We start from the raw sequence: 12,581 nt of genomic DNA, 5'->3' as shown, positions 1-12,581 counted from the left end.
CCCGGGACCTACCTGCAAGGGGCGTAGACGCCTGGCACTAACGTGTACGCCCGGTGAAAACCCGGTGACGGGCTGACCTGCCCGGTTACTGTTCAGGCATGACGAGCGGATGGGACACCGTGCCGAGCCCCTACGTGGAACTCTCCCGGGACGACTGGCGCGGCCTGCGGGAGAACACGCCCCTGCCGCTCACGCCCGGCGAGCTGGACGCCCTGCGCGGCCTGCGCGACCCGATCGACATCACCGAGGTCGAGGAGGTGTACCTGCCGCTGTCCCGGCTGCTCAACCTGTTCTTCCAGTCGGACGGGCGGCTCCGCGACACCGTCAGCGGCTTCCTCGGCGGCGAGGTGCGGCCCACCCCGTTCATCATCGGCGTGGCGGGCAGCGTCGCGGTCGGCAAGTCCACGACGTCCCGCCTGCTGCGGACGCTCCTCGCGCGCTGGCCGGACCATCCGAGCGTGGAGCTGGTCACCACCGACAGCTTCCTGTACCCGAACGCCGTGCTTTCCGAGCGCGGGATCATGGACCGCAAGGGCTTCCCCGAGTCCTACGACCGGCGCGCCCTCGTCCGGTTCGTGTCCGAGGTCAAGGCGGGCGCGGAGGAGGCGTCGATCCCGGTGTACTCGCACCTGGAGTACGACATCGTCCCGGACGCGAAGCAGACCGTCCGGCGGCCCGACATCCTCATCGTCGAGGGCCTGAACGTGCTGCAGGCGCCGCCGGCCGGCGCCCTCGGCGTGTCGGACTTCTTCGACTTCTCCATCTATGTGGACGCGCGGGTCGAGGACATCCGCCAGTGGTACATCGACCGGCTCTTCGCGCTGCGCCGCACCGCGTTCACCGACCCGCGCTCCTACTTCCACAAGTACGCGCACGAACTGGACGAGGACGAGACGGCCGCGTTCGCGCAGCGCGTGTGGCGGGACGTCAACGAGATCAACCTCGTCTCCAACATCCTGCCGACACGCGCCCGCGCGACCCTCGTCCTGCACAAGGACCGCGACCACGCCGTCCAGCGCGTCCGGCTCCGTAGAATTTGATCTCTCTCCTCCTTCGGGCCTGGCGGCCTTCCATCGTCGAGAGATCCGGCGATCGCCGGCATCGCTCCGGCTCGCCTTGCGGCTCGCTGCGCGATCAGGTTCTCGCTTCGCTTGAACCTGCCTTCGGACGCGATCGCACGCCTGAGGCACTTGCGTGGTCGCGATACCGGCCGGGAAGGGGCTAGCGGCTCCAGGGGCCGGTGACGGCGAAGGTGGTGCCCGGGTCGTAGACGTTGACGTACATCGTCCGGTTGTCGGGGCTGAAGGTGACGCCGGCGAACTCGCCCCACTCGGGCTCGCTCTCGGTGCCGGTGTTCTGCCGGTTCCGGGCCACCGGGTAGACCGTGCGCCGGCGCGACACGCCGTAGACGTACTGGGCGCCGCCGCCGTCCTCGCAGACCATCAGGCCGCCCTGCGGCGCCAGGCAGATGTTGTCGGGCGACTCGCCGGGCTTCTGCACGTCGGAGTCCGGGCCGAACACGATCACCAGGGTGAGGCGGCGGTGCCGCGGCTCGTACGACCACACCTGCCCGAAGTGGTCGGCGCGCGACCCCTCGGCCGTCTTCGCGAAGCTCGACACGAAGTAGACGCGGTCGCCGCCCCAGTAGCAGCCCTCCAGTTTCTGCGCGTGCGTGACGCCGCCCGGCCCGAAGTCCTGGAACCGGATCGCCGTCTCCTTCGCCAGCGGGTCGGGGACCTTCTTCCACTCGACGTTCCGGAACACCGTGCCGGGTTCCCGCACGGCCGACAGGTCGGGGACGTCGGGGACGCACAGCGCCTCCAGCCGGCCGCCGGCGCGCAGGCTGCCGAACCCGCCGCGCGGCTTCTTCGGCAGGAACCGGTAGAACAGCCCGAACGGCTTCTCGAACGCGTCCTCGGTCTCGTAGACCGTGCCGTCGCGCGGGTCGACGGCGATCGCCTCGTGCTGGAACCGTCCCATCGCGGTCAGCGGCTCGGGGACGGTCCGCTCCTGCCGATAGGGGTCGACCTCGAAGATGAACCCGTGGTCCTTGGTGTAGTCGCCGGTCCCGGCCTTGTCCTCGGTCTCCTCGCAGGTCAGCCAGGTGTGCCACGGGGTGGGGCCGCCCGCGCAGTTGACGGCCGTCCCGGCGATCGCGACGCGCTCGGTGTGCACGCGCCCGGCGCGGTCGACCTCCAGCGCGGTGCAGCCGCCGAGGCCGGCCGGGTCGTAGGTGACGCCCTTGACCGGCGGCACGCGGTTCTCGGCGTCGGGACGGTTCTCGTGGTTGCGGACGAGCCACGTGCGGCCCCCGCGTCCGGGGAAGGCGGCCATGCCGTCGCAGTGACTCGGCACGGGCCCCTCTCCCGAGCGCAGCGGCTCACCCTCCCGGGACAGGACGGTGTAGCGGAACCCGCGCGGCAGGTCGAGCAGGCCCTTCGGATCGGGCACGAGCGGCCCGTACCCGTCGTGGCCGCCGGTCGGCGCCGCGGACGCGGCCCCGGCGAACAACTGCTCGACGGCGCCGGTGAAGGCGATCCCCGCCCCGACGGCACCGGTCCCCGCCAGGAGCTGGCGGCGCGAGACTGACATGGGCACACTCCCTGGTTCTGGAACGATCAAAGACCTCCCAGGCCGTTGTAACACGGGTCTCACCGCACCGGTATGGCACACATGCACAGTGCCGTGCAGGTGGTCGTCAAGAACCGGTGTCGCCGGCATGGCCGGCGGCCGGAACTCCGGGGTCCGCGCCGGCGTCGGACGATCAAGAAGCGACCCCTGCCCTGAAACCGGAGCGATGACAGAGAACCCCCGCATCGAAGACGCCCCCGAAAGCGCGCTGCCCCGCCTGCTCGTCGAGCCGCCCTGGACCGGCCCGAGGCGGGCGGACGCGGAGCCGGTCGTCCTGAAGGGGCTGAAGCGCCCTAAGACGCCCGCCGAGGAGTCGTGGCCGCCCGGCCTGCGCGAGGAGTGGCTGAAGACTCCGGACGGCTTCGCGAAAGCGTACGAACCGCTTCCCGAGGACACCGACTGGGACGCGGTGGCCGAGCACTACCGCAGCGGCGCCGCCCTGGGCGAGCCGCGGGGCGGGGAGCGCAGCCGTAGGTACCACCGGCTGGTGATGCAGGGACCCGGCGACCTCGCGGACGAGCTCCTCGCCGACGAGCGCTACCACGACGACTGGGCCGGCTGGGTGTACCGGATCCCGCTCAAGCACTTCGCCGCCCGGCGCGGCATCGCCGCCCACAGGCTGATCCTGCACGCGGCCAAGGAGCACATCAGATGCGCGGAGGCCCTCGTCCCGTTCCTGGACGACGCCACGGCGGCGCTGATGGTCAACGCGCTCGGCCGCGTCGACGAGGCCGCGCGGCTCTGGTTCGGCTGGCACGGCCCGGCCGCGGCCCCGTTCGTCATCCCGGACGCGCTGCGCAAGCCGGGCCCCAAGCGGACGAAGGCCGAGCAGGGCCTCATGCTCATCGGCCGCGAGCACGGCGGGGACTGCCTCGTCGAGGCGGCGCGGCGGTACGGGGACGAGGCCGTCGCGGCGATGGGCGCGCTGCGCACCGATCCCCTCGACCAGTACCCCGACGAGCTGCCGGAATGGGACGAGGAGGTCGTCCGCGACAAGCTCCCACGGATCCTGCTGCGCGGCCGTGAGCGGGCACTGCCGGTGCGGGCCGCCCGGAACTTCGTGACCATGCTGCTGATCTCCACGCCCAAGGACCCCTATCCGGGGTGCGAGCAGGTCATCGACCTGTGCGATCCCGGCTCTCTCGCCGACTTCGCCTGGGCCCTGTGCGTGAACGACCGCTCCAGCGGGCTGTGGGCCGCGCCGGGCGTGCAGTACGCCCTGCGGCGGCTCGGCGACGCCGGCACCGCCGCGCGCCTGGCCGCCCGGATGGCGCGCTGGGACAACTACTACACCTGGACGTTCAAGGGTCTGACGGCGCTGGACGTCCTCATGGCGATCGACACGCCCGGAGACGCCACGCTGCGCCATCTGGACCGGCTCGCCCGCCGGGCCGCCGACGCCAAGCACATGCGTCCCCAGGCGCAGGGCCGGCTCAACGCCGTCGCCAGGGAGCGCGGGCTCACCTCCGAGCAGCTCGCGGACCGGCTCGTCCCCGACCTCGACCTGGACGCCGACGGAAGGATGACCCTCGACTACGGCGGGCGCCGGTTCGTGGTCGGGTTCGACGAGCAGCTCAAGCCGTTCGTGACCGACGAGGACGGCAAGCCCCGCAAGTCGCTGCCCAAGCCCGGCGTCAAGGACGACGAGACCCTCGCGCCGGCCGCCTACAAGCGCTTCGCCGACCTCAAGAAGGAGGCCCGGACGGTCGCCGCCGACCAGATCAAGCGCCTGGAGCGCGCGATGGTGACCGGGCGGTCCTGGACGCCGGAGGAGTTCCGCGCCCTCTTCGTCGAGCAGCCGCTGATGGGCCACATCGCCCGGCGCCTCGTGTGGGCCGCCGGGGACGCGGTGTTCCGCGTGGCCGAGGACGGCACGCTCGCCGACGTCCACGACGACGAGTTCACCCTGCCGCCGGACACCGCCGTCACCCTCCCGCACCCGGTCCTGCTCGACGAGAAGACCGTCGCGGCCTGGGCCTCGGTCTTCGCCGACTACGAGGTCCTCCAGCCGTTCGAGCAGCTCGGGCGTCCCGTGCACGTGCTCGCGGACGACGAACGCGACGGCACCCGCCTGGCGCGCTTCGAGGGGCGCACCGCCCACTTCGGCAGGTTCCTCGGCATGACGTCCCGCGGCTGGGAGCTCGGTGACAAGGAGACCGGCGGGTTCCGCCGCCAGGTGAACCTGATGACACCGGACGGCCGGCACGTGATGGTGGCCGTCGAGCCCGGCATCCGCGTCCTGTCCCCGGAGGAGTACGCCGAGCAGACCATCGAGCGCGTCATGCTGATGACGGGCCGCTACTCCGGCACGGGGCACCCGTTCGGCGCGCTCGACCCGGTGACCGCGTCCGAGATCATCGCCGAGCTGACCCGCGTCACCGGCTGAGGCGGGCCTGCCGTCCACCGATCGGTGGACGGCAGGTTCAACCGGTCGAGGCTCATGCGGGACGGGTGCTCGCGGCGAGCATTTTCCGCATGACGAATCTCACCGTACGCATGGCCCGGTGGAGCGCCGGGCACCCCTGGCGCGGGATCGCCGCCTGGTTCCTGTTCGTCGCCCTGTGCCTCGGGATCGGGATCGCGGCCGGCGGGCACGCCGCCACGACCGAGGACTACCGCATCGGCGAGGCCGGGCGGGCGGAGGCGATGGCCGCCGAGGGCGGCCTGCAGCAGAAGCCCGTCGAGCACGTACTGATCACCGGCACCGGCGCGGCGGCCGACGCGGCGGCGCGGGACGCCGCCGCGCGGATGGAGCGGCTCCTGGAGGTCGAGTCGGTGTCGGCGCCCGTCCGGTCGAAGGACGGCTCAGCGGTCCGCGTCGACGTGACGATGAAGGGCCCCGAACTCCAGGGCAAGGACCACATCGAACCCCTGCACGCCCAGACGGCCGCCGTGCGGGCCGCGCATCCGGGCGTGCGGGTCGAGGAGACGGGCAGCCCGTCCATCAGCAAGGGGGTCGGCGAGCTGCGCGACGACGACCTCGCCCGCACCGAGGTGATCGCCCTGCCGATCACGCTGGTCACCCTGCTGGTGGTGTTCGGCTCGTTCGCGGTCGCGATCGTTCCGGTGGTGCTCGCGCTGACCTCGATCGCGGCGGCGATCGGCCTGTCGATGCTCGCCTCGCACGTGTTCCCGGACGCCGGGGTCGGCGCCAGCGTGATCCTGCTGATCGGCATGGCCGTCGGCGTCGACTACACGCTCTTCTACCTCAAGCGGGAACGGGAGGAACGGGCCCACTCGGCCGGCCGGCTGAGCGCGCGGGCGACCGTGGAGATCGCCGCGGCGACGTCCGGGCGCGCGGTGGTGGTGTCCGGGCTGGCGGTCGCGGTGTCCAGCGCGACCCTGTACCTCGCGGACGACGTGATCTTCTCCTCGATCGCGACCGCCGCGATCGTCGTCACGCTGGTCGCCGTCGTCAGCTCGCTGACCGTCCTGCCCGCGGTGCTGGCGAAGCTCGGCGGGTGGGCGGAGCGGCGGGCCGCCCGGCGTGGGAAGGCCCCGAAGGCTCCGCGGACCGGAGGCGGCCGGATCACCAAGGCGATGCTGGGGCCCACGGGCAGGCACCCGGCGGCGACCCTGGCGGTGTCCGTCCTGGCCATGCTGGCCCTCGCCGCGCCGCTGCTGAACTTCAACCTGACCGACATGGGACGCGACAGCCACCCGCGCCAGATCCCCGCCATGCAGGTCTACGACCGGCTGAACGCGGCGTTCCCCGAGCTGAAGGCCACGCACCGGATCGTCGTCAAGGCCGACGCCGGACGCGCGCCCGACGTGACCGCCGCCCTGCGCGACCTGGCCGGGCGCGCGAAGCGCGACCCGCTGCTCGCCGGCACGTCCGAGCTGCACGCCTCGCCGGACCGGCGGATCCACCTCCTCGAACTCGCGGTGCCGCACCACGTCAGCACCGACGAGGCACAGCGGTCCCTGGACCGGATCCGCGGCGAGTACGTGCCCGCGACCGTCGGGAAGCCCGGCATGGAGGCCGCGGTGACCGGGGACGTCGCCCGCTACGCCGACTACCCCGAGCACCAGAAGAGCAAGCTGCCGTTCGTCGTCGGGGCGCTGCTGCTCGTCACGTTCGCGATGACCGTGTGGGCGTTCCGCTCGGTCGTCCTCGGCCTGATCGGCGTGCTGCTCAACCTGCTGTCGGCCGGGGCCTCGCTCGGGGTGCTCGTCCTCGTGTTCCAGGGGACGTGGGCGGAGGGGCTCCTCGGCTTCACCTCCACCGGGTCCGTCGGCTCCCGCGTCCCGCTGTTCCTGTTCGTGATCCTGTTCGGGCTGTCGATGGACTACCAGGTGTTCGTGATCAGCCGGATCCGCGAGGGGGCGCGGCGCGGCGTCCCCACGCGGCAGGCCGTGCTGGACGGGGTCGGCGGCTCGGCGAGCGTGGTGACCAGCGCCGCGTTCGTCATGGTGACGGTGTTCGCGAGCTTCGTCTTCGTCCACATCATGGAGCTGAAGCAGATGGGCTTCGCGCTCGCGGTCGCCGTGCTGCTGGACGCCGCCGTCATCCGCATCATGATCCTCCCGGCGCTGATGCTGCTGCTCGGCGACCGGTGCTGGTGGCCGTCCCGGGTGGCGCGCCCGGCGGTGGCGGGGGCGGCCGAGCCCGCGCGGCAGAACGTAGGCTGATCGGCATGGCGCGGCCCGGCGAACGTCCCCAGGTGCGGGCGCTGCGCAGGTGGTACGCCGCCGCCTGGGTGGTGTTCGGGCTGGTCCCGCCCGCGCTGGCGGTGTGGGACCAGCCGGACTCCACCAGGTCCGCCACGCTGTCGCTGCTGTCGGTGATCGGGCTCTGCTACCCGATCACCGGGACGTTCCCGGGGAATCCGGCGCTCCGCCGGTTCACGTTCCTCGGCGTGCTCGTCGCGGGGATCGGCGCCGTCGCCTACCTCATGGACGGCGCCGCGTCCCTGCTCATCGTCTCGCTCCCGCACTTCTGGATCCTCGCGGGGAGCCCGCGGCGCGCGGTCGTCCTCAGCGGTGCCGCCGCCGCGGCCGCGGTCGCCGGCGACGCGGTCCGGTCGGCGCCGGACGGCGCGCAGCTCAGCGGCAATTCCGTCGCCGCGCTCATCGGCTACGCGGCCGGGGTGCTGTTCGGGCTGTGGATGCACCGGGTCGTCGGGCAGCACGACGCGCGCGCCCGGCTCCTCGCCGCCGACCTGGAGGACGCCGAGCGGCGGCTCGCCGAGGCGCAGCGCCGGCAGGGCGCCGCCGACGAGCGCGAACGGCTCGCCCGCGAGATCCACGACACGCTCGCGCAGGGGTTCGCGTCCATCGTCGTCCTGGCCGAGGCGGCCCGGACGGGCCTTCGCGCCGACCCGGACCGCAGCGCCCAGCAGCTCCTGTCGATCGAGCAGACCGCCCGGGAGAACCTCGCCGAGGCGCGCGTCCTCGTCGGGACGGCGTCGGCGGGCAGCGTCGCCCCGGCCTCCGTCGCCCGGACGCTGCGCCGCACCCTCGACCGGTTCGCCGAGGACACCGGGCTCACCGTCACCGCCGACCTCCCGGACGTCGACTGCGACCAGACGACCCGGATCGCGCTGCTGCGCTGCACCCAGGAATCGCTCGCCAACATCCGCAAGCACGCCGCCGCGTCCACGGTCGGGGTCGTCCTCGAACGCCGCCCGCACGGCGTCGAACTGGAGATCACCGACGACGGGCGCGGCTTCGCGGTCGCGGAGTCCCGCGGCTTCGGCCTGGACGGGATGCGCCGCCGCCTCGCCGAGCTCGGCGGCGAGCTCACCGTGACCAGTTCCCCCGGCGACGGCACCCGGGTCCTCGCCACGATCCCCCGCGAAGGCATGACATGACCGGCAGGCTCAGGATCATCGTGGTGGACGACCACACGGTCATGCGCGCGGGCCTCGTCGCGCTGCTGGCCGCCGAACCCACCATCGAGATCGTCGGCGAGGCCGGCGACGGCCGCGAGGCGGTGGCGCTCGCCCGCCGGCTCCGCCCCGACGTCGCGCTGCTCGACCTGCGGATGCCCGTGCTGGACGGCGTCGCCGCCACCACCGAGATCGGCGCCGCCGGGACCCGCGTCCTCGTCCTCACCACCTACGACACCGACACCGAGATCGAGCGCGCGATCGAGGCCGGCGCCATCGGCTACCTGCTGAAGGACACCACCCGCGAGCAGCTCGTGGACGCCATCCACGCGGCGGCCCGCGGCGAGACCGTCCTCGCGCCCCGCGTCGCGGAGAAGCTCGTCGCCCGGATGCGCCGCCCCGAGCCGGCCGCGCTGACCGCCCGGGAGATCGACGTGCTCCGGGCGGTCGCCGACGGCCTGTCCAACGCCGAGATCGGGCGGCGGCTCGTCATCGCCGAGGCGACCGTCAAGACCCATCTCCTGCGCGTGTTCGCGAAGCTGGACGTCAGCGACCGCACCCACGCCGTCGTCGTCGCCATGGACCGCGGCCTGCTCGCGCGCTAGTCGGCGCTCGCGACCGCGAGGGTGCGGAGCCGGACGGTGGCGAGGGCCGTCGCGGCGGCCGTGACCACCACCAGCAGCGTGATCGCCACCGGCAGGTCCACCACCGACTTGACCGGCGACGCTCCGGTGAGCGCGTCGATCACCGACAGCGCCCACTGCTGGATGGACGCCTGCTGCGCGCCCGGCGCGAACGTCCCGAGCAGGGTCTCCCACACCAGCGCGTACAGCAGGCCGATCGTGACGGCGTTGCGGCTCGCGACCGCGAGGGCCACGAACACCGCGCTGTAGGTGAGGCCGCCGACCAGCGTGCCGACCGCGAACGCGGGCGTCAGCCCGGCCGTCGTCCCGGTCAGCAGGAGCGCCGCGAGGGCCGTCGGGACGACCGCGAAGGCCGTCACCAGGACGATCGCCACGACCAGCTTCGTCAGCACGACCACCTCGCGCCGGATCGGCTTGGTCAGCACGTACATGATCTGGCCGTCGTCGATCTCCGGCCCGATCACGCCGCTGCCGGCGATCAGCGCGAGCAGCGGCAGCAGCGTCGCGAGGCCGAACGTCTGCAGCACGTTCGCCGAGATGTCCAGGTCGTTGTTGCCGGTCACCCGCAGGGCGGCCGCGAGGAGGAGCAGGAGCAGCGGCAGCCCCAGCAGGAGCAGGGCCCGCTTGCGGCCGAGCATCGCCCGGAACGTGATCATCGCGATCGTTGCATTCATGGGATCACCGGGCCACCAGGTAGGAGAACACGCTTTCGAGGGACTCGTCGGCCGGGGAGACCTCCCAGAGGCGCACCCCGGCGTCCCGCGAGATCTGCGGCAGCAGCCAGGTGAAGCGCTGGAAGTCGATCGCCTCGACCTGCAGCCCCTTGTCGGTGAGCTGCACGCTGCGCGCCGAGCCGTCCGCGATGATCGCGGCGGCCAGCCGGCGGTCGTCGCCCGACCGGACGAGGAAGATGTGCGGCCGGTCGGTCATCAGCCGCCGGATCTTGCGGAAGTCGCCGGACGCGGCGTGCCGCCCCGCCACGATCACCTCGATGTGGCTGGCGAGCCGCTCCACCTCCTCCAGGATGTGCGAGGAGAACAGGATCGTGCGCCCCTCGGCGGCCATCCGCTGGATGAGGTCCATCAGCTGCAGCCGCTGCCGCGGGTCCATGCCGTTGAACGGCTCGTCCAGCAGCAGCACCGGCGGGTCGTGCACCAGCGCCGACGCCATCTTGATGCGCTGCTTCATGCCCTTGGAGTAGTTGCCGATCTGGCGGTCGGCCGCGTAGTCCATCTCCACCAGGCCGATGGCGCGGCGGGCCGCGGCACCCGGCTCGGGCAGCTTGTGCAGCTTCGCCATCGCCAGGATGAACTGCTCGCCGGTGAGGAAGTCGTACGCCGACTCCCGCTCCGGGACCAGGCCGAGGCTGCGGTAGATGCCCGGGTTCCGCCAGATCGGCGTCCCGTCGAGCGTCACCGACCCCGACGACGGCGCGAGGAACCCGCCCATCATGTGGATCAGCGTCGACTTGCCGGCGCCGTTCGGCCCGAGCAGCCCGGTGACCCCCGGCCCGACCTTCATCGACACGCCGTTGACGGCCACGACGTTCCCGTACCAGCGGGACACGTTCTCCAGAATCAACTCGCTCATGACAGCCCCGCCTTACGGAACCTACGGTAAAGGACCGCGATAGAACCGAGGACGATGACGGTGCACAGCGCCAGCGCCACGACGCCGCCCTCGATGCCGGACGGCACCCCTCCTGACGACGACTGCGCGCCCAGCAGCCTGACCTGGACGATGTCCACCAGGTTGAACGGCGCGAACAGCCCCGCCCAGCCCTGGAGGGTGAAGTTCGTCTGCTCCTCGGCGATCCCCTGGACGACGCCGACGAACGCGGTGCTGATCATGTAGACGGCGATGACCGCGGCGACCCCGAAGCCGCGCCGCGGCGTGAACGCCGCGACCACCATCCCGATCGCGGCCAGCACGAGCGCGAACAGCACGCAGCCGACCAGGGCGCCGAGGTACTTGAGCACCTGCTCGCCCGAGTCCGGCATCTTGGCGACCAGCCCGCCGAGGTACAGGACGGTGACGGGCACGGCCATCAGCGCGAACAGCGCGGACGCCATCGCGGCGCCCTTGGCCAGCACGAAGTCGAGATGGCCGACCGGGCGCGAGAAGTACAGCGGGATGACGTGGAACCGGACCTCCCGCGAGGCCAGCACCGGCGCCTGCGTGGCCAGGAAGATCGCCACGATGACCTGCATGATGACGGCGTAGCCCGAGTAGCGGATCAGCGCGTCCGGCTCCTTGGTGAAGGAGAACGCCGCGACCGACCCGGCGGCCGGCAGCATCATGATCGCCGCCAGCAGGAACGGCATCACCTTCGCCCGCGCGGGACGGCCGAGGCCGAAGGCGGCGCGCAGGTTGTGGACGTACAGCGACCGCAGCACGTACGCGCGGCCGTTGCGGCGCCCTTCGTAGTGGCGGTACCCGATGTCGTGGATCGTGCTGGTGCTCATCGCGGCGCCCCCTCCTGGACGGTCCCGGCGGGCGCCTGCGGCGCGGGCGGCGTCTGGAAGACCTCCTCGATGTGGTGGCGGCGCTGCTCCATCCGGATCAGCCGCAGCCCGAGGTCGGCGACACCGTCGCGGATCAGGTCGTAGGTCTGCTCGCCGGCGATGTCGACGACGAGGAACCGGCCCTCCGGATGGACGGACACGCCCTGGTCGTAGAGGTGCTGCCCGAGCGTGTCGCGGCCCTCGTCCACCTCGACGGTGAGGACGCCGCTCTCCTTGGTGTAGGCCTCGACGGCCTGCGAGCGCAGCAGCTTCCCGCCGTCGATGATCACGACGTGGTCGCAGACCCGCTCCAGCTCGCCGAGCAGGTGGGACGTGACGAGGACGCTGATCCCGAATTCGGCGCCGATGCGGCGGATCAGGTCGAGCATCTCGTCGCGCCCGGCCGGGTCGAGGCCGTTGGTGGGCTCGTCCAGGAAGACGAGCTTCGGGTCGTGGACGAGGGCCTGCGCGAGCTTCACCCGCTGGCGCATCCCGGTGGAGTAGCCGCCGATGGGGCGGTAGCGCTCCTCGTACAGGCCGACGTGCCGGAGCGTGTCGGCGGCGCGTTCGCGGGCCGCGGTCGGCGGCAGCCCGCACATCCGGGCCATGTGCACGACGAACTCGGTCGCGGACACGTCCGGCGGCAGGCATTCGTATTCGGGCATGAACCCGACGCTCTCCCGGATCCGCAGGCCCTCGCGGGCGATGTCGAGGCCGAGGACGGTCGCGGTGCCGGAGGTCGGCGGCTGCAGCCCGAGGAGGATCTTGATGAGCGTCGACTTGCCGGCGCCGTTGGCGCCGACCAGCCCGACGACGCCCGGCTCGACGGCCATGGACAGGTCGTCCAGGGCGGTCACCCGGGGGAACCTCATCGTCAGGCCCTGGGTGGCGATGATCGGCATATCACCGAACCTAGTGGCTGGGCGCGTGCGCCACGTCACCCTCAAGTGCGATGCCGGCCAGCCTTTAGG

At 72.3% G+C, this 12,581-nt stretch carries 10 protein-coding genes; 5 read left to right on the top strand and 5 right to left on the bottom strand.

The annotated features are described in order from the left end of the window. Positions 1–98 precede the first annotated feature (98 nt). A complete protein-coding gene (gene coaA, locus K8Z49_RS34850) occupies positions 99–1,040 on the top strand; it encodes a type I pantothenate kinase (protein WP_021594503.1) in 942 nt (313 codons plus the stop codon). 181 nt (positions 1,041–1,221) lie between these two features. Here coaA and K8Z49_RS34845 read toward each other — a convergent pair whose 3' ends face one another. Further along, positions 1,222–2,592: an alkaline phosphatase PhoX gene (locus K8Z49_RS34845; protein ID WP_412516169.1), complete on the bottom strand. Its 1,371-nt coding sequence runs from the start codon at positions 2,590–2,592 to the stop codon at positions 1,222–1,224. Positions 2,593–2,797: 205 nt separating this feature from the next. Here K8Z49_RS34845 and K8Z49_RS34840 point away from each other — a divergent pair, with 205 nt between their 5' ends. From K8Z49_RS34840 to K8Z49_RS34825, 4 genes are all read left to right on the top strand, one after another. Further along, complete coding sequence (locus tag K8Z49_RS34840) at positions 2,798–5,017, top strand: DUF4132 domain-containing protein (protein WP_412516168.1); 2,220 nt, start codon at positions 2,798–2,800, stop codon at positions 5,015–5,017. An 89-nt stretch (positions 5,018–5,106) separates the two neighbouring features. Continuing rightward, positions 5,107–7,263, top strand: coding sequence for an MMPL family transporter (locus K8Z49_RS34835; RefSeq protein ID WP_412516167.1), 2,157 nt, complete (start codon positions 5,107–5,109; stop codon positions 7,261–7,263). A 5-nt stretch (positions 7,264–7,268) separates the two neighbouring features. Next, complete coding sequence (locus K8Z49_RS34830) at positions 7,269–8,444, top strand: sensor histidine kinase (RefSeq protein ID WP_412516166.1); 1,176 nt, start codon at positions 7,269–7,271, stop codon at positions 8,442–8,444. Then, positions 8,441–9,067, top strand: a complete 627-nt coding sequence (locus tag K8Z49_RS34825; RefSeq protein ID WP_021598208.1) for a response regulator — start codon at positions 8,441–8,443, stop codon at positions 9,065–9,067. The genes K8Z49_RS34830 and K8Z49_RS34825 overlap by 4 nt, the downstream gene beginning before the upstream one ends. Here the strand turns inward: K8Z49_RS34825 and K8Z49_RS34820 are convergent. Genes K8Z49_RS34820 through K8Z49_RS34805 form a run of 4 tightly spaced genes read right to left on the bottom strand, consistent with a single transcriptional unit; the run spans position 9,064 to position 12,512 of the window. Further along, complete coding sequence (locus K8Z49_RS34820) at positions 9,064–9,780, bottom strand: ABC transporter permease (RefSeq protein ID WP_024934173.1); 717 nt, start codon at positions 9,778–9,780, stop codon at positions 9,064–9,066. The genes K8Z49_RS34825 and K8Z49_RS34820 overlap by 4 nt on opposite strands. A 4-nt stretch (positions 9,781–9,784) precedes the next feature. Next, entirely contained in the window at positions 9,785–10,696 is a 912-nt protein-coding gene (locus K8Z49_RS34815; RefSeq protein ID WP_021598210.1) for an ABC transporter ATP-binding protein, read from the bottom strand. Next, the gene (locus K8Z49_RS34810) at positions 10,693–11,571 is read right to left on the bottom strand and encodes an ABC transporter permease (protein WP_412516165.1); all 879 of its coding nucleotides are present in this window, start codon (positions 11,569–11,571) and stop codon (positions 10,693–10,695) included. The genes K8Z49_RS34815 and K8Z49_RS34810 overlap by 4 nt, the downstream gene beginning before the upstream one ends. After that, positions 11,568–12,512 carry an ABC transporter ATP-binding protein gene (locus K8Z49_RS34805; protein ID WP_021598212.1) on the bottom strand — a complete coding sequence of 315 codons (945 nt, stop codon included), beginning with the start codon at positions 12,510–12,512 and terminating at the stop codon, positions 11,568–11,570. Before K8Z49_RS34805 ends, K8Z49_RS34810 begins: the two co-directional genes overlap by 4 nt. Positions 12,513–12,581 lie beyond the last annotated feature (69 nt).

The organism is Actinomadura madurae (assembly GCF_047130825.1).
Classification (GTDB): Bacteria; Actinomycetota; Actinomycetes; order Streptosporangiales; family Streptosporangiaceae; genus Spirillospora; species Spirillospora madurae.
This window is presented reverse-complemented; position numbering and strand designations above follow the sequence as displayed.